Below are 17,489 nucleotides of genomic sequence, written 5' to 3' on the forward strand. Positions count from 1 at the left end.
CGAACTCATCTCCAGGTCCACTTCTAGTGGATGTTAGCGATCGATGAAAAACTGGCCGTGTGGGTGTACCGGTGAGCTCGTCGAACGGATTCGGGCGGGCCCCCTGCGGGTTTCCCGAGCGGAGATCACCGCGGTCTGGGCCGCGGCGCAGGCCCCGACCAGGGATCAGGGTGAGCGCGGGGTCCAGGACTGGTATGCGGCCGGTGTTGGTGACGACGTGTCGTTGGTTGGCAGGTGCGTCGCATCGCACCTGCCAGCCCGCGGCGCCGCCGGTCACCCGTTCCCCCGGTGGTAACGCGGCGGACCAGCACCGCCGCCCGGACGAACAGCACGAGCGGGACGTCGCCGAGGTTCGGGCCGCCGTACATCCGGATCTGCGACTCGTAGGTCATCCGGGTCGTCGGGTCGATCTCGTGCTGCGCCATCCATCGTTCGAGCAGCGCCCCGGCCGTTGCCTTGGTCCGGGCGATCTTCAGCTCGTCGGCGTCCGCGAGGAGAGCCGGGTCCGGGCCTTCTCGGCTTCGCGGTACGCCGCCTTCTCCGCGCGGTCTCCGGTGCCCTCGATGTCGACGCTCTCGCACAGCACGATCCGCTCACCGGTCGACGGATCCTCACCGGCCGGCATCCGGACCTCGTAGCACCGTGCTCGGCGGCGGATGCTCCCCCGCCGGCGCTTCACGGTGGCGTCGGATCGGCTGGCCACATGGCGGAAGCTAGTAACGTTCGTGGACCGCGATCAACTTCTGGCCCGGAAACGAGAACCGGCCCTGACCGTTCGCGCTGGTCAGAGCCGGATTCCGTGTGGTGCGCCCGAAGGGATTCGAACCCCTAACCTTCTGATCCGTAGTCAGATGCTCTATCCGTTGAGCTACGGGCGCATGATCATTCAGTTGTCGGCTCGCCGGCCCGGTGTCGGTCCGCCGTGCCGGTGCGGAGGCTCCGGGATTTGAACCCGGGATGGGGGGTTACCCCAAACCGCATTAGCAGTGCGGCGCCATAGACCAGACTAGGCGAAGCCTCCCCGGTGCCTCACGGCCACCAGCGAAGACAACAGTACAGGGTGGTTCCACCGGCTTCGCACCGGGGGCCGGTCCGTCCGCCCGGCCCCCGGTTCGCCGCAGCTCAACGGGGGTGCGTGCTCAGTGCTCGGCCAGCTCGACGAACGGGGTCAGCGAGTCCGGGTTCTGCAGCGCCCCGAACGAGACCGCCTTCTCCGGCGCCGTCCCGGAGAGGATCTTCTTCACCGGCACCTCGCACTTCTTGCCGTTCAGCGTGCGCGGCACCGAGTCCACGACGACGAACCGGTCCGGCACGTGCCGCGGCGAGAGCTCCTTGCGCAGCGCGGTCCGCAGCGCCGGCTCGACATCGTCGAGGGCGTGACCCTCGGCCAGGACCAGGAAGCAGAGCAGCGCGCCCTCCTCCCGCGCCCCGAGCGAGGTCGTGTCGATGACCAGCGAGTCCGCGACGCCGTCGAAACCCTCGACGACGGAGTAGAAGTCCGCCGTCCCCATCCGGACTCCGCCGCGGTTGAGCGTCGAGTCCGAGCGGCCGTAGATCACGTAGGAGCCGCGCGGGGTGCGCCGCACCCAGTCGCCGTGCCGCCACCTGCCCGGGAAGTCCTCGTAGTAGGACTCGCGCAGCCTGCTGCCGTCCGGGTCGTTCCAGAACTTCACCGGCATCGACGGCGTCGGGGCGGTGATGACCAGCTCGCCGACGTCGTCGAGCAGGTCGGTGCCGTCCTCGGCAAAGGAGCGGACGTCGGCGCCCAGCGCGGCGCAGGACAGCTCCCCCAGCCAGACCGGGACGGTGGGCGCGCTGGTCAGGAACGCCGCGCACACGTCGGTGCCGCCGGACACCGAGCAGATCTGGATGTGGTCGCCTGCGGCGTCACCGATCCAGCGGAACCCCTCGACCGACAGCGGGGCGCCGGTGGAGCCGAGCGCGCGCATCGCGGACAGGTCGTGGTCGTCGCCGGGGCGCAGGCCGGCCTTCATGCAGGACTGGACGTACGGCGCCGAGACGCCGAACAGCGTCACCCGGTGCTTCGCTGCCAGCGCCCAGAGCGCGCCGAGGTCGGGGTGGCCGGGGCTGCCGTCGAACATCACCAGGGTGGCGCCCACCAGCAGGCCGCCGACCAGGAAGTTCCACATCATCCAGCCGGTCGTGGTGAACCAGAAGAACCGTTCCCCCGGCCCGAGCCCGTGCTGCAGCCGCATCGCCTTGAGGTGCTCCAGGACGATGCCGCCGTGGCCGTGCACGATGCCCTTCGGCAGCCCGGTGGTCCCCGAGGAGTAGAGCACCCACAGCGGGTGGTCGAACGAGACCGGGGTGAACTCCAGCGGGCCGGGCTCGGCGGTGAACTCCGCCCAGCTCGTCGTGCCGTCGAGGGTCGCGCCGGGGTCGAGGTAGGGCACCAGCACGGTCTCGCGCAGCGACGGCATCTGCCCCTGCAGGGTCGCGACGGTCTGCCGGACGTCGTAGCCCTTGCCGTTGTAGCGGTAGCCGTCCACCGCGACGAGCACGGTCGGCTCGATCTGGGCGAACCGGTCGTGCACCGCGCGGGCCCCGAAGTCCGGTGAGCACGACGACCAGATCGCGCCCAGGCTCGCCGCGGCCAGGAACGCGACCAGGGTCTCGACGCTGTTCGGGGCCAGCGCGACCACCCGGTCCCCCTGCCCGACGCCGGCGCGGACCAGCCCGGCGCGTGCGCGGGCGACCTGGTCGCGCAGCTCGGCGTGGGTGACGGTGCGCTCCAGGCCGTCCTCGCGGACGAACTCGACGGCGACGTCGGCGTCCTCCCGGCCGGGGCCGGGGGTGAGGGCGTGCTCGGCGTAGTTCAGGGTCGAGCCCGGGAACCACTGCGCGCCGGGCATGTCGCGGGAGCCCAGCGCCGCCGCCGGGCGGTCGTGGAAGAGCACGCCGGAGTAGTCGGCGACGGCCGACCAGAAGCCCTCGAGGTCGTTGACCGACCAGTCGTGCAGCTGCGCGTAGTCGGTGACGTCGGCGATCGGCGCGCCGCACTCGTCGCGGGCCCAGGTCGCGAACGCGACGATCTCGGTGTGCGGCACCTGCTCCGGGTCCGGGCGCCACAGCAGCTCGGGGGTGTCCGGGTCGGTGACGGTCTGACCTGACGACGACTGGCCTGACGACGACGCTGACGACATGGGGCCAGCTTCCCCGAACGGGGCGGCCGCGCACCAGTGCCGGTGCGCCACACCCCCGGGGCACGGGACCCGGCTCAGCGCAGGTGCGCGTCGAACCAGTTGAGGACGCGTTCCCAGGCCTCGGCCGCGGATTCCGGGTCGTCGTCGAACCGGTAGCCCGTGCTCGGGTAGACCACGACGTCGGTGGCCACCTCGGACTTCTCCGCCGCGTCGCGCAGCCGGGCGATCGACGCTGACGCGGTGTTCTCCGAGTAGATCCCCAGCCACGGGCAGGTCAGCTCGGGCGCGACCTCGACCAGCGCCGGGACGCTGCGCCCGGGCGGGGTGTCGATGCCCTCCCCGGCGACGGTGACCGCGGCGCCCAGCGAGCGGTTGGCCGCCACCAGCAGCGCGACCGTCCCGCCGAGGTCGAAGCCGAGCACGCCCATCTGGTCGGACTCGACGCCGTTGTCGGCCAGCCAGCCGAACGCGGTGTCGCAGTCACCCATGACCTGCGTGGAGTCCAGCCCGTCGACGTGGTCGGCGACGTCGGCGTCGCTGTCGCCGTCCCCGAGCTCGTCGGCGTCGCGGTAGAGATGCGGGGCGACGGTCAGCCAGCCGTCGGCGGCCAGCCCCGTCACGAGCAACCGGACGGCCTCGGTCACCCCACGGGCCTCGTGCAGGACGACGACGCCGCCCCGCACCCGCCCGTCGGGGTCGGCCACGGTGAGCCGCAGGGTGTCGCCGTCGGTCAGCGGAACGACCTCGGTCCGGAGTCCGGTCATGCCCGCACTCAACCAGAGCGGGCGCCCGGGTTTCGACCCCTGAGAGCTACCGTTGCCGACATGACGCCGATCCGCCCCGATCTGGACACCCTCCCGGCCTACGTGCCGGGCCGCACCGTCGCCGGGGCGATCAAGCTCGCCAGCAACGAGGTCACCGACCCGCCGGCCCCCGCCGTCCTCGACGCCGTCGCCCGCGCCGCCGCCGGTGGCAACCGCTACCCGGACATGGGGGTCGGCGAGCTGACCGGCCGGATCGCGGAGTTCCAGCGGATCGAACCGGAGCGGGTCGCGGTCGGCTGCGGGTCGGTGCTGCTCTGCCAGCAGCTCGTGCAGATCACCTGCCTCGGCCCCGACGACGAGGTGCTGGTCGCCTGGCGCTCGTTCGAGGCGTACCCGATCGTCACCCAGATCGCCGGGGCGACACTGCGCACCGTGCCGCTCGACGACGACTACCGGCACGACCTGGACGCGATGGCCGCCGCGGTCACCGACCGGACCCGGCTGGTGTTCGTGTGCTCGCCCAACAACCCGACCGGCCCCGCGGTGCACCGCGACGAGTTCGTCCGGTTCATGGAGTCGGTGCCCGACACCCTGCTGGTCGCCCTGGACGAGGCCTACGCCGAGTACGTCACCGACCCCGACGCCGTCACCGGCCGCCCGCTGCTCGACGAGTTCCCGAACCTGGTCGTGCTGCGCACGTTCTCCAAGGCCTACCGGATGGCCGGGCTGCGGGTCGGCTACGCGCTGGCCTCGCCGGAGGTGACCACGGCGCTGCGCAAGGTCGCCCCGCCGTTCGCCGTGAACTCGATGGCCCAGGCCGGCGCGATCGCCGCCCTGGAGCACCGCGAGGAGATCCTCGCCGGCTGCGCCGACGTCGTGGCCGAGCGGGACCGGGTGGCCGCCCGGCTGCGCGAGCTCGGGTTCACCGTGCCGCAGACCCAGGCCAACTTCGTCTGGCTGCCGCTCGGCGAGCGGACGGCCGAGTTCGCGGCGCACTGCGCCGAGCGGAAGGTGATCGTCCGGCCGTTCGCCGCCGACGGCGTCCGGGTCACGATCAGCTCGGCGGCGGAGAACGACGCGCTGCTCGACGTGGCGTCGTCGTTCCCGGCCCCGTCCTGACCTCGCCGCCGGCCGGCGCTCAGCCGTCGAGCTGGTAGCCGCGGCCGCGCACGGTCCGGATCCGCTCCGGGCCGATCTTGCGGCGCAGGTAGGAGATGTAGACCTGCACCAGGTTCGCCGACACCGGCTCCGACCAGGCACGACGGGCCAGCTCGTCGTGCCCGACGACCTCGCCGGCCCGTTCGAGCAGTGCAAGCAGCAGGGCGTACTCGGTCGGGGACAGCGCGACCCGGCGGCCGTCGACGTGCACCTGGCCTGCGTCGGCGTCGACGGACAGGCCGCCGCGGCCGAGGACGGTGGGCGGTGGCAGCCCGGCCGCGGCCCGCAGCCGTAGCCGGATCCGGGCCGACAACTCGTCGGGGACGAACGGGCGCAGCAGGAAGTCGTCGCGGTCGCCACGCAGCACGCCCAGCACACCGGCCCGCCGTTCCCGGGGCACGACGGCGATCACCGGCGACCTTGGGGACTCGCCGTGGACCGCGGACAGCAGCACCGCCGGGTCGGGCCCGGGCAGCTCCATGTCCATGACGACGAGGTCGCCCCGCCCGGCCCGCAGCGTGTCGAGCAGCTCCATCCCGTCCGACGCCGTCGCCAGCTCGACGCCCTCGGCGGCGAGGTCCTGCCCGAGCCCGCGGGCCAGCGAGCGGGACGTCGCGCTCGCCGGGAGTGCGAGCAGCACGGTGAGCGCCGTGGACGGGGTCCGTGGCGCGGGGATCCGTACGCCCGATGCGGGGATGGCGGGTTCACTCACGATCGGAGCAGGATGCTGTCCCGGACCCCATCACGACGATCTACGCCAGCCCTGCGCGACCGGCAGACGATCACGATCGGCTAACGGTCCGCTGCGCTCCGTCGGTTGGGCCGATCGGCGCAACCTGAGAACTCTGATGCGCCGTACGGAGCAGAGTTGCTGCCGTTCTGGACGGTTCCTGCCCGTGGGCGCGCCAGGACTACCTGTTACCGCGGGGACGCAACCGTCCTACTCAGTGACCCTGGTGACAGCCGGTCACGCTGCTTAGAGTCCCATCCCATGCGACGGAAGAGTTCCGCTGCGGCAGATCAGATCAACCCCCGGGATCTGATCGCGCGCCTCGCCGCAGAGCACAGCTCCCCCTCTGTGCCGTCCCCCCGGGTTGCCCGCTCCATGCGTACGGCCGACCGCGCGGCCGTTCCCGCAGCCGACCTCCTGCAGGCGGCGTCCACCCCGGGACGTCACCACAGGCGGGCCTTCGGGTCCGAGGAGACCGGGTTCGGCGCCGCGTCGGCGTCGAACGCTCCCACCGGTGTCCTGACGGCCGAACCGGAGCACGACCACCACCCGTGGTCGCCGACGACGTCCTCGGCGACGGCCACGGCGATCGCCCACCTGCACGACCCGCTGGCGTCGGAGGAGCAGTTCCGCCCCGTGCCGGCCGGATCCGCGCACCAGGCGGGCGACGCCGACGCGTCGGTGATCGAGATCGACCGCGAGGTCTCCGCCCGGCGTGCCCGGGTGCGCAAGTTCGCGCCGATCGGTGTCGGTGCGGCCGCCGTGCTGGCCGGCACCATGGTGCTGTCGCTGCTGCAGCCCGGCGCCAAGGACCCGTCGCTGTCGAACGCACTGGTCGAGGACACCGGCCGCCAGGCCACCCCGGAGAACGCGGCGGTGACCGGGCCCGGCGCGAGCGCCGCCGGTGCGCTCGACTCGGTCTCGCAGACCACCGCCGACCGCTCCGGTGCGAGCGCGGCGGCGCAGGAGGCCGCGGCCGAGCAGGCGGCGGCGAAGAAGGCGGCGGCCCGCCAGGCCGCGACGCAGAAGGCCGCCTCGGAGAAGGTCGCCGAGGAGCGGCACGAGAAGGCCGTCGCGGCGCGCAAGAGCGAGTCGTCGACGTCCTCGGGCTCGGGCTCGCCGGACTCGTCGGGCTCCTCGCAGGGTGGCTCCCGCACCGCGACCGTGAAGACCGACGACTCGCCGAAGAAGAGCAGCAGCACGCAGGGCTCCCCGAAGAAGCAGGACAGCTCGTCGGGCTCCCCGACGTCCGAGGAGTCGCCGAAGTCCCAGGGCTCCGGCAAGTCCTCCCAGGGGTCCGGCACGTCCGAGGGCGCCGGCAAGTCCGAGGGCGCCACGAAGACCGAGGGCTCGTCGAACCCGGTCGCGCACGCCGCGCAGGTCGCAGGCGAGGGCGTCCAGGCCGCGATCGCGCAGGGCTGGAAGGCCATCGGCGGCGACGAGTTCACCGGCAGCTCGCTGGGCGAGAACTGGAGCGCCTACGACGGCGAGGGCCACGCCGGCAACGGCCGGCGGAGCCCGGACGCCGTCTCGGTGGAGAACGGCAACCTCACCATCAAGGGCGACTCGAACGGCAAGACCGGCGGCATCGCCTGGGGCAAGTCGCAGAAGTACGGCAAGTGGGAGATGCGTGCCCGCTTCCCGGAGGGCGACAAGCAGTACCACCCGGTGCTGCTGCTCTGGCCGAGCGAGGTCTCGTGGCCGGAGGGCGGTGAGATCGACTTCGCCGAGACGAACAGCGCGGCGAAGGACGTGTCGTTCTTCCTGCACCACGGCTCGGACAACAGCCAGGAGTCCGACAAGAAGGCCGTCGACATCACCCAGTGGCACAACTACGCCGTGGAGTGGACCCCCGACGCCATCGTGGGCTACATCGACGGCAAGGAGTTCTTCCGGAACACCGACAAGAACGCCCAGCCGCCGGGACCGATGCACGCCACGATCCAGCTCGACTACTTCCCCGACGGCGGCTCCCCGAAGCCGTCGGAGATGAACGTCGCCTGGATGCGCCAGTACTCCTGACGCTCCGCCAGTCCTGACCGCGCTGCCCGCGCCGCGCGGAACGGTCGTGGGCCGCGCTCGTGGTGCGTGGCCCCTGGGCTTCGGCTCCCCCGAAGCTCTGCGGAACCGCCCGCCCCGTCCGAACTCCCCAACGGACGAGGCGGGCGGTTTCGTATCGGTACCCCGCTGTGCCGGCCTCCCGGTCAGCTCACGGCGGCGAGGCCGCGCCGCTCCAGCAGCGGGGTGATCTCCGGGTCGCGGCCGCGGAAGGTCCGGTACGCCGCCATCGGGTCCACCGCGCCGCCGCGGGACAGCAGCTCGCGACGGAAGCGGTCGCCGTTGTCCCTGTTCAGGCCCCCGTTCTCGGCGAACCAGGAAACGGTGTCGGCGTCGAGGACCTCGGCCCAGATGTAGGAGTAGTACGCCGCCGCGTAGCCGCTGCCGAACACGTGGTTGAAGTAGGTGGTCCGGTAACGCGGCGGCACCAGCGGGTGCGCCACCCCGGCCCGCTCCAGTGCGGCCCGCTCGAAGGCGATCACGTCGTCGACCTCGGCGGCCTCCTCCGGCGACAGCGCGTGCCAGGCCTGGTCGAGCAGCGACGCGGCCAGGTACTCGGTGGTGTCGAAGCCCTCGCCGTAGCCGCGGGCGGCCTGCCACGCCGACAGCAGCTCCGCCGGGAGCGGCTCGCCGGTCACGTGGTGGCGGGCGAACGACGCGAGGATCTCCGGGTCCTCCATCCACATCTCGTTGACCTGGCTGGGGAACTCGACGAAGTCGCGCGGCACCGCCGTCCCGGAGAACGTCGGGTAGCGCACCGCGGAGAACAGCCCGTGCAGGGCGTGCCCGAACTCGTGGAACAGGGTGCGGACCTCGTCGAGGGTGAGCAGTGCGGGTTCCCCGGCCGGCGGCCGGTTCAGGTTCAGCGTGTTGAGGACGACCGGGGTCGTCCCGAGCAGCGACGACTGGTCGACCAGCGAGTTCATCCACGCCCCGCCGCGCTTCGACGGCCGCGCCCACAGGTCCGTGCCGAACAGGCCGAGGACCTCGCCGTCGTCGGTGCGGACCTCCCACCAGCGGACATCGGGGTGGTAGGCGGGCAGGTCGGTGCGCTCGGCGAACCGCACGCCGTAGAGCAGCTCGGCGGCGCGGAACACGCCGTCCCTGATCACCCGCTCCAGCTCCAGGTAGGGGCGCAGCGCGGTGTCGTTGACCGAGAAGTGCTCGCGTCGGTAGCGGTCGGCGTAGAACGCCCAGTCCCACGGCGCCAGCTCGTCGATCCCGTCGGCCGCGGCGAGCTCGCGCAGCCCCTCGGCCTCCCGATCGGCGTTCGCAACGGCCGCTGGGACCAGCGACTCCAGCATCTCCCGGGCGGCGGCCGCGGTGCCGGCCGTCGCGTCGTCGATGACGTACGACGCGTGGTCCGGGTAGCCCAGCAGCCGGGCCCGCTCGGCGCGCAGCCGGACGATCGCCAGGATCGTCTCGCGGGTGTCGTGCGTACCGCCGTCACCGCGGGTGACCGAGGCGCGGAACAGCTCCTCGCGCAGCGACCGGTCGGCCAGCGACGCCAGCACCGGCTGCGCGGTCGGCAGGACCAGGGTGAGCAGCCAGCCGTCGGGGTAGCCGCGGTCGGTGGCCGCGGCCGCGGCGGAGGAGACGGCGTCGTCGGACAGCCCCTCGAGGCGGTTGCGGTCGGTGACGTGGACGGCCGCGTCGTTCGCCCCGGCCAGCAGCGCGGAGCCGAACCGGGTGGACAGCGTGGACAGCTCGCCGTTCAGCTCGCGGAGCCGCTGCTGGTCGGCCGCGGACAGCTGGGCACCGGCCCGGACCATGTCACGGTGATGGCGCTCCAGCAGCCGCAGCGACTCCGGGTCGAGGTCCAGCTCGTCGCGGCGGGCGTGCAGCGCGTCGATCCGGGCGAACAGGCCCGGGTCGAGGGAGATCGCGTCGCCGTGCGCGGACAGCAGCGGCGCCACGGTCTCCTCGATCTCCTGCACCGCGGGCGAGGTGTCGGCGGAGACACGGGCGAAGAACAGTGCGGCGACCCGGTTCAGCGTCGCCCCGGAGCGCTCCAGCTCGACGATGGTGTTCTCGAACGTCGGCTCCGCCGGCTCCCCGGAGGCGGCCCGGCCCTCGACGATCGCCGCGACCTCGGCCCGCTGCTCGGCCATCCCCGCCTCGAACGCCGGCAGGTAGTGCTCGTCGCGGATCCGGTCGGTGTCAGGCAAGCCGAACGGCAGCTCGGAGGGGTGGAGGAACGGGTTCTCGGCGGCCTCGGAGCTCGTCATGCCCCGACCCTACGGTCCCCCCTTGCCCCGAGGGGCACCCTCGCTACCGCCGGTGGGAACGAGGGTGCCCCTCGGGGCATCGGGCGGGGTCTCCCGGTCAGCGGCTCTCGACGACCGCTTTGATCCGGTGCAGCGTCTCGGTCATCCCGCGCACGTTGGTCTTCCGCCGCGCCCAGCCGGCAAGCGTCCAGTAGATCTTCGTGCCGAGTGAGTCGGGCAGCCGGAAGGACTCGGTGACGTCGGTGCCGTCGCCGACGGGGACGAAGCGGTAGTGCCAGGTGTTCACCGGGTTCGACCCCAGCAGCACCTCGAAGCCGAACTCGCGGCCGGGCACGCAGTCGGTGATCCGGCAGACGCTCCAGTACATCGGCCCGCGGCCGTTGCGCTTGACGTGCCCGCGGAACCGGACGCCGACCGCCGGGCCGGTCGCACCGTCGAGCCACTCGGCGTCGAGGGTCTCCGGGGAGAACCGGCCGGTGTTGCGGATGTCGGCGACGAGATCCCAGATCTCCTGTGCCGGAGCGGCCATGTGGACGGTGACCTCGTCGTGCATCGGGCGTTCTCCCTGCTCGCAGCGCTGAGGATCGGGCCTCAGGACGGTGGGGCCACCAGGTCCGCGGCCCGCTCACCGATCATGATCGCCGTTGCGGCCGGTCCCCGCCTGGGGACCGACGGCAGTACCGAGGTGTCGGCGACCCGCAGTCCCGCCAGCCCGTGCACGCGCAGCTCCGGGTCGACGACGGCGTCCGGACCGGTCCCCATCGGCGCGCTGCCGGACAGGTGCACCGAGGTCGTGAGCCGGTCGTGGATCCACTCGTCGAGCCGGGCGTCGTTGCCGAGCACCCACCCGTCGAGGCCGCCCTCCTCCGGTGCGCCCCGCTTCCACCCGGCCGCGCGGACGACGTCGGCGGCGGTCCGGACCGCGGCGCGCATCCGGTGCCGGTCCGACGTCGTGCGCAGGTAGCGGTAGTCCAGCCGCGGTGGCTCGTCGAGGTCCGGGGAGGTGATCCCGAGGATCCCGCGGCTGTCCGGGCGCTGCACCGCGCACATCAGGTGCGCGGGCCCGCCGGGCACGAACGGCCGGGCGAACAACAGCACCTCCAGGTCCCCGGACGGGTCGGTGCCCGAGTCCCAGTGCAGCGCGGCCTGGCTCCCGACGGCGTTCGGGTGCGGCTCGGGCAGGTCGGCGCGCAGCGGCAGGAACACGCTCGGGTGGTCCGACCAGCTCCGCCCCACCCCGGGCAGCTCGTGACGCAGCGGCACCCCGGCCGTCCGCAGCGTGTCCTCCGGACCGATCCCGCTGCGCTGCAACAGCACCGGACTGCCGACGGCGCCGGCGGCCAGCACCGTCTCCGCGGCGTGCAGCTCGGTGCCGCCTGCCAGTCGCACTCCGCCGACCCGGCCGCGGGACAGCAGCAGCGACTCCACCGGGCTGCCGCCGTGCACGGTGAGGGTGTCCATCGGTGCGGCGCTCCCCCACGGCGCGGGCAGGTACGCGGTGGCCGCGCTGACCCGGAACCCGTCGACGGCGTTGGTGGGCACCGGGCCGGCGCCGGGCGGGTCGCCGCCGTTCTTGTCCGGCTCGGCGCGGAACCCGAGCTCGGCGCAGGCGTCGAGGAACGGGGTGGTCAGCGGGGCGAGCAGGTGCCCGGCGGGCCGGGAGATCCGCAGCGGGCCGTCGTGGCCGTGCGCCGGGTCGGCGGGCCGGTCGACGTCGGTCTCCAGCCTGCGGTAGGCGGGCAGCACGTCGTCGTAGGTCCAGCCCGGGACGGCCCAGTCGGCGAAGTCGGCCGGGACCGCGCGGACGAAGTAGCCGCCGTTGATCGCGCCGGAACCGCCGAGGACCCGGCCGCGCGGCACCGTGCACTCCCGGCCCTGGCACAGCGTCGCCCGGTAGGCCCAGTTCAGGACGTGCCCGGGCGCGGTCGCGCCCAGCGAGGCGATCGGCAGCGAGTCCCACGGGACGACGACCTGACCGGCCTCGACCAGCGCCGTCGTCAGCCCGCGGGCCGCCAGCCGGCCGGCCAGCGTGCAGCCCGCCGACCCGGCGCCGACCACCACCACGTCGAAGGTGTCCGCCATCGCTGACAGGATGCCCTACGTGACCGACGCTGCACGTGATCTCGCCTCGTTCCTGACCGCGAGCCCGTCGCCGTACCACGCGGTGGCCGAGGCGGTCCGCCGGCTGAGCGCGGCCGGGTTCGTCGAGCAGCCCGAGGACGCGCCCTGGATCGACGGTGCGGGCGGCCGCTATCTGGTCCGCGACGGCACGGTGCTGGCCTGGTGGCAGCCGGAGACGCTCGGCGAGCGCCCGCTGCGGATCTTCGCCGCGCACACCGACTCCCCCGGTTTCAAGGTCAAGCCGAATCCGGACGTGGGTACGGCGGGCTGGCGGCAGGTCGGCGTCGAGGTCTACGGCGGCGCGCTGTGGAACTCCTGGCTGGACCGTGACCTGGGTCTGGCCGGGCGGGTCGCGCTCTACGACGGCTCCGTCCTCCCGGTGCGGGTCGACCGGCCGCTGCTGCGCATCCCGCAGCTGGCCGTGCACCTCGACCGCGGTGTCAACAACGAGGGCCTCAAGCTCGATCCGCAGCGGCACCTGCTGCCGATCTGGGGTCTCGGCGAGCCCGACGAGGGCGAGTTCCTGGACTTCGTCGCCGCGCTGGCCGACATCGACGCCGAGGAGATCGCCGCGCACGACCTGTTCACCTTCGACCTCACCCCGCCGGCCACGCTCGGCCGCGACGACGAGCTGTTCGCCGCCCCGCGGCTGGACAACCTGTCGTCGGTGCACGCCGGGATCGCGGCGCTGCTCGAGGCCGTCGAGCGGGGCCCGGAGACGGTGCCGGTGTTCGTCGGGTTCGACCACGAGGAGGTCGGCTCGGACTCCGCCACCGGCGCTGCGGGCCCGCTGCTGGAGACCCTGCTGACCCGGCTGGCAGGCGGGTTCGACGCCCGCCGCACGGTGTTCGCGCGATCGCGGTGCCTGTCGGTGGACGTCACCCACGCCGCGCATCCGAACCACCTGGACAAGCACGACGTCGACCACCTGTCGGTGCCCAACCGGGGCCCGTCGCTCAAGGTCAACGCGGTGCAGCGCTACGCCACCGACGCGCCCGGCGCGGCCGCGTGGAAGCGGGCCTGCCGGACCGCGGACGTGCCGAACCAGGTGTTCGTCTCGAAGAACACCGTGCCCTGCGGCTCGACGGTCGGCCCGATCATGGCGACCCGGCTGGGTATCCGGACGATCGACGTCGGGATCCCGGTGCTGTCCATGCACTCGGCGCGGGAGCTGTGCGGCGTGCACGACCCGAAGCTGCTGCGGCGGGCGGGCGTGGAGTTCCTGGCCGACCCGGAGCGCTGAGCGAACCCCTGGGGTCAGCGACTCAGCGCAGCATCCCCGCCGGCATGCGCTCGGCCGCGGCGGCCGGCAGGTAGTGGTCGGAGTCGACGATCCGGGCGCCCAGCGGGAACAGCGACACCGGGATGAGCTTGAGGTTCGCCCAGGCCAGCGGCAGCCCGATGATCGTCACGGCGAGCCCGATCGCGGTCACGACGTGCCCGATCGCGAGCCAGATCCCGAACAGCACCGCCCAGAGCACGTTCCCGATCGCCGACGCCGCGCCGGCGCGTGGGTCGCGCACGACCTCCCGGCCGAACGGCCACAGCGCGTAGAGCGCGATCCGGAACGACGCGATGCCGAACGGGATCGTCACGACCAGCAGGCAGGCCACGATCCCCGCGGCGGCGTAGGCCAGGAACAGCCAGACGCCGGAGAAGACGAGCCAGACGACGTTCAGGATCAGCCGGAGCATGCCTCCAGAGTGCCGTGGGCGTCCGTGATCGGCCTCGGGGATGACCCTGAGATGCGCCCGACTGAGACGCGCTGCGTCTGGCTCCATTCGAGCTACGCCCGAGTCGTCACCGCACGTCACCGTGGGTGCGGTCACACCGTTGGGCCGGTATCCGCGGGGTGTTCGGCCCCTTCACGCGACGAGGCGTGACCGGTACGCCGCGGCGGAAGGCTCCCCATGAGACTGACGAAGCGAACGGGCGTCGCACTCGTCGTGGCCGGCCTGATCGCCGGCGGCGGCGCGACGGCCGGAACCGCACTGGGCGCCCCGGACGGGCCGTCCGGCGGGGCCGGACCGGACCTGCTGCGCGCCGCGCCGGTCGACGCCCCCCAGCTGCAGAACACCGGGATCTGGGCCGCGGACCCGACCGGGATCTGCATGACCAGCGCGTACCGCAAGGGCGAGTACGTGCACCAGGGCTGCGTCTACGACGACGAGGGTGGCGGCAACCAGTACCGCTGGCCGAACGACACGCTGCTGCGCAACTACACCTACCCGGAGGCCACCGAGTACCGGCGCAACGCCGCGGACATCCTCGAGGTCCGCGCGAAGCCGGTCGAGGGCGCGACCGCGTTCCGGGTCACGATGAACACGATGACCGACCCGGAGCTGGTCGGCCTGACCCTCGCGCTGGGCAACTCCGACAAGCCCCGCGAGGCCCCGCACGGCGCGAACACCGTGATGCAGGCGGAGAAGTTCGTGACCGTGCACGGCAGTACCGGTGACATCACCGACGCCGCGACCGGCGAGAAGGTTCCGGACGCGCCGCAGGTCAGCGTGGACACCGAGCGCCGCCAGATCGAGATCCGGGTGCCGAACTCGGCGTGGGACCCGGCCGGGGGCACCCAGCGGGTCGCCGCCGCGGCCGGGCTGTGGGACCGCGGGACCGACAAGTACCTCGTGCCGCAGACCACCGCCGACGAGACGCACCCGGGCGGTGCCGTCGTCGGGGACCCGACGCCGTCGGCGTTCTTCGACTCGGCGTTCCGGTTCCACGAGCCGTTCGAGGCGCCGTACCGCAACAACGACCAGCGCCGCGCGATCGCGAACGGCGACCTGTCGGACTTCTTCGCCGACATCGACTTCGGCAAGCTCGCCGACGGCGTCGACGACGAGTCCGGCGTCCCGACCAGCGGGTACATGACCCGGGTCTTCGCGTCGAAGTTCGAGAAGGAGCAGGGCCGCCGCCTGCCGTCGGACCCGGGTGGCCCCCCGCCCGGCACCGGCACCCAGCAGGGCGGCATCGCCACCGGCTCCGGGAAGGGCTCGGGGAACAAGCGGCCGAGCCTGGCGTTCGGCTACCCCTGCCGCGACGACTGCGTCCCCGACCTGGCCGGCCGGATGCAGCGCTACATGGTCTACGTCCCGGAGCAGAAGGCCCCGGCCGACGGCTACGCGTCGATGGTCTGGACGCAGGGCTACGCGCTGCGCCCCGGTGACGACGTCGGCGGCCCGCACGACCTGTACCGCAGCTTCGCCGACCGCCCGGGCAACCCGACGATGGTGATCGACGTCGACTTCCGCGGCGCCGACAACTGGGGCTACGGCGAGGGCGGCGCCGCCGTCTTCGAGGCGCTCGCCGACGCCCGCAGGCACTACGACCTGGACACCGAGCGGACGTCGATGGGTGGCTTCTCCTCCGGTGCCTACACCGCGAACAAGCTGTCCCTGACCTTCCCGGACGTGTTCACCAAGGCGTTCATCTGCGACGGGCTCAACGACGCGCCGTCGTTCCCGGGCCTGAACGGGGTGGCCGACAAGGGCTCCGAGCTGACCGGCGTGGACACGCTGACCAAGCACGAGCCGGGGTCGAAGATCTCCGAGCTGCTGCCCAGCCGGCGCAACCAGCCGGTGATGGAGTGGGCCGGGGCGAACGACGACTTCATCCCGTACCCGATCACCCGTGAGCGGGCCGACGCCTACAAGGCCGGGGACTACGACTACGAGTTCCTCAGCCACACCGGCCTCGCCGCCGAGCACCTGGTGATGTGCAAGAACGGCATGTGGGACCTGGCCACCGACTGGCTCGGTGACTCCCCGCGTGCGAAGAACCCGCCGCAGGTCACCTACGTGCGCAACCCGCTGATGGACGACCCGCAGTCCGGGCTCGTCGGCGACCGGGCGTACTGGCTGTCCGGGATCGAGAGCCGCGACCCGCAGCAGCTCGGCGCGGTCGACGTCGTCACCGAGGGCCTCGGGAAGGCCCCGGCGCCGGTGCCGCCGGCGAAGACGGAGCCCGGGGTCTCGCCCGGCACGGTCTCGCCGGTGAACCCGTACCTGCGCGAGTACCGCCACCTCGACGAGCCGGTGGACGCACCGGAGAACGACGTCCTGCACATCCGTTCGGCCGGCGTCGGCGCGGTGACGGTGGACCCGGAGCGCGCGGGCGTGGACTGCGACGCGAAGCTCCAGGTCGCCACGGACGGCCCGCTGACGGTCAGCCTCGCCGGCTGTGACCGCACCGAGTCGTTCACCGGGACCGACTCCGGTGGACTGGCGAAGCCGGGCACCTACGCCCCGGCCGACCCGCTGGCCCCGGTGGGCAACCCCGCCGCCGGTGCGCCGGTGCCGCCGGAGCTGGGTTCGCAGGTGCCGCAGGCTCCGCTGCAGGACCTGCCGCCGCTGCGGTTCCCGCCGAACGAGCCGGGCCAGGACCCGGCTCCGGGTGACGGGGCACAGGAGGAGCCGGCTCCGACCGCCGGAACCTGAACCCTCCCCGGATACGACGGTGCCGGCGCCCTGCTCCCCGGGGCGCCGGCACCGTCTGTGTGCGGGGGTCGTGCTCAGGCCTTCAGCAGGGCCTCGGCCAGGCCGTCGGGGCGGGTGAAGCAGGCCTCGTGCCCGCCCGGCGCGGACACCGGCGTGACGCCCAGCCGCTTCGCGAAGCGCTCCCACCCGTACTCGCCGGGAGGGAGGGCGATGTCGTCCTCGCCGAGGACGTAGGCGACCGGCACCGTGCCCGGTTCCAACGGCTCGACGGTCTCGGTGAAGTACTGCATCGGGTGCGGCACCACCAGCTCGTGGGTCAGCCGCTGCACCGCCTCCGGTGCGTCCTGGATGAACGCGCCCGCCCACACCTCGAACGGCAGCTGCACGGTGTTGTTGCCCGACGCCTGCGCCTGCGCGGCGAAGAGCTGCTGGTAGTCCGGCGGGACCTCGTCGTTGAGCGGGACGCCGGCGGCCGGAACGAACGCGCTCTGGTAGACGAGCTTGCGCAGCCGCGGTGCGACCCGGTGCGCCGCACCGGTGATCACGTAGCCGCCCCAGCTGTGGCCGACCAGCGTCACGTCGGACAGGTCGGCGCCCTCGATGAGGTCGGCGACGGCGTCGGTGCAGTCGGACAGGTGCAGCGCGGTCGGGTCGGCGCCGTCGTACAGGCCGGGCAGCGTCGGGGTCAGCACGCGGTGGCCGGCGGCGCGCAGCCGCTCGGCGACCGGGCGCCAGGCCCAGCCACCGTGCCAGGCGCCGGTGATCAGGACGAACGTCTCGGACATCGGGTCTCCTCGTCGAGAACTCGGGGAACCGCGATTGTG

13 protein-coding genes and 2 tRNA genes are annotated in these 17,489 nt (G+C 72.9%); 4 read left to right on the forward strand and 11 right to left on the reverse strand.

All coding sequences use genetic code 11. The features are described from left to right. Positions 1–472: 472 nt before the first annotated feature. From ACLE50_RS09470 to ACLE50_RS09490, 5 genes are all read right to left on the reverse strand, one after another. A complete protein-coding gene (locus tag ACLE50_RS09470) occupies positions 473–703 on the reverse strand; it encodes a hypothetical protein (protein ID WP_410943060.1) in 231 nt (76 codons plus the stop codon). Between the two features lie 99 nt (positions 704–802). Next, positions 803–878: transfer RNA gene (locus ACLE50_RS09475), tRNA-Arg, on the reverse strand. Positions 879–931: 53 nt separating this feature from the next. Then, positions 932–1,021 (reverse strand) — tRNA-Ser (locus ACLE50_RS09480). A 118-nt stretch (positions 1,022–1,139) separates the two neighbouring features. Then, positions 1,140–3,164 (reverse strand): acetoacetate--CoA ligase, encoded by a 2,025-nt coding sequence (locus tag ACLE50_RS09485; RefSeq protein WP_410943061.1) that lies wholly within the window; start codon positions 3,162–3,164, stop codon positions 1,140–1,142. A 74-nt stretch (positions 3,165–3,238) separates the two neighbouring features. Next, a complete protein-coding gene (locus tag ACLE50_RS09490) occupies positions 3,239–3,928 on the reverse strand; it encodes a dienelactone hydrolase family protein (protein WP_410943062.1) in 690 nt (229 codons plus the stop codon). 60 nt (positions 3,929–3,988) lie between these two features. On the opposite strand from ACLE50_RS09490, the gene hisC reads away from it, so the two are divergent. Continuing rightward, the gene (gene hisC, locus ACLE50_RS09495; protein WP_410943063.1) at positions 3,989–5,047 is read left to right on the forward strand and encodes a histidinol-phosphate transaminase; all 1,059 of its coding nucleotides are present in this window, start codon (positions 3,989–3,991) and stop codon (positions 5,045–5,047) included. 19 nt (positions 5,048–5,066) lie between these two features. Here hisC and ACLE50_RS09500 read toward each other — a convergent pair whose 3' ends face one another. Then, the gene (locus tag ACLE50_RS09500) at positions 5,067–5,798 is read right to left on the reverse strand and encodes a response regulator transcription factor (protein WP_410943064.1); all 732 of its coding nucleotides are present in this window, start codon (positions 5,796–5,798) and stop codon (positions 5,067–5,069) included. 393 nt (positions 5,799–6,191) lie between these two features. Between ACLE50_RS09500 and ACLE50_RS09505 the strand changes: the two genes are divergently transcribed. Then, positions 6,192–7,838, forward strand: a complete 1,647-nt coding sequence (locus tag ACLE50_RS09505) for a glycoside hydrolase family 16 protein (RefSeq protein WP_410943065.1) — start codon at positions 6,192–6,194, stop codon at positions 7,836–7,838. Positions 7,839–8,020: 182 nt separating this feature from the next. Here the strand turns inward: ACLE50_RS09505 and ACLE50_RS09510 are convergent, their stop codons facing one another. The 3 genes from ACLE50_RS09510 to ACLE50_RS09520 all read right to left on the reverse strand — a co-directional run bounded on the left by ACLE50_RS09510 (position 8,021) and on the right by ACLE50_RS09520 (position 12,184). Further along, the gene (locus ACLE50_RS09510; protein WP_410943066.1) at positions 8,021–10,102 is read right to left on the reverse strand and encodes a M3 family metallopeptidase; all 2,082 of its coding nucleotides are present in this window, start codon (positions 10,100–10,102) and stop codon (positions 8,021–8,023) included. A 97-nt stretch (positions 10,103–10,199) separates the two neighbouring features. Beyond that, positions 10,200–10,655 (reverse strand): SRPBCC family protein, encoded by a 456-nt coding sequence (locus tag ACLE50_RS09515; RefSeq protein ID WP_410943067.1) that lies wholly within the window; start codon positions 10,653–10,655, stop codon positions 10,200–10,202. Between the two features lie 38 nt (positions 10,656–10,693). After that, a complete protein-coding gene (locus ACLE50_RS09520) occupies positions 10,694–12,184 on the reverse strand; it encodes a GMC family oxidoreductase (protein WP_410943068.1) in 1,491 nt (496 codons plus the stop codon). Positions 12,185–12,203: 19 nt separating this feature from the next. Between ACLE50_RS09520 and ACLE50_RS09525 the strand changes: the two genes are divergently transcribed. After that, positions 12,204–13,466, forward strand: a complete 1,263-nt coding sequence (locus tag ACLE50_RS09525) for a M18 family aminopeptidase (RefSeq protein ID WP_410943069.1) — start codon at positions 12,204–12,206, stop codon at positions 13,464–13,466. Positions 13,467–13,488: 22 nt separating this feature from the next. Here ACLE50_RS09525 and ACLE50_RS09530 read toward each other — a convergent pair whose 3' ends face one another. Next, the gene (locus tag ACLE50_RS09530) at positions 13,489–13,917 is read right to left on the reverse strand and encodes a YccF domain-containing protein (RefSeq protein WP_410943070.1); all 429 of its coding nucleotides are present in this window, start codon (positions 13,915–13,917) and stop codon (positions 13,489–13,491) included. A gap of 216 nt (positions 13,918–14,133) precedes the next feature. On the opposite strand from ACLE50_RS09530, the gene ACLE50_RS09535 reads away from it, so the two are divergent. Continuing rightward, positions 14,134–16,665 (forward strand): hypothetical protein, encoded by a 2,532-nt coding sequence (locus ACLE50_RS09535; RefSeq protein ID WP_410943071.1) that lies wholly within the window; start codon positions 14,134–14,136, stop codon positions 16,663–16,665. A gap of 74 nt (positions 16,666–16,739) precedes the next feature. On the opposite strand, the gene ACLE50_RS09540 is transcribed toward ACLE50_RS09535, so the two are convergent. Beyond that, on the reverse strand, positions 16,740–17,450 hold the full coding sequence (locus tag ACLE50_RS09540; RefSeq protein WP_410943072.1) for an alpha/beta fold hydrolase: 711 nt from the start codon (positions 17,448–17,450) through the stop codon (positions 16,740–16,742). Positions 17,451–17,489 lie beyond the last annotated feature (39 nt).

The organism is Pseudonocardia phyllosphaerae (assembly GCF_046546475.1).
Classification (GTDB): domain Bacteria; phylum Actinomycetota; class Actinomycetes; order Mycobacteriales; family Pseudonocardiaceae; genus Pseudonocardia; species Pseudonocardia phyllosphaerae.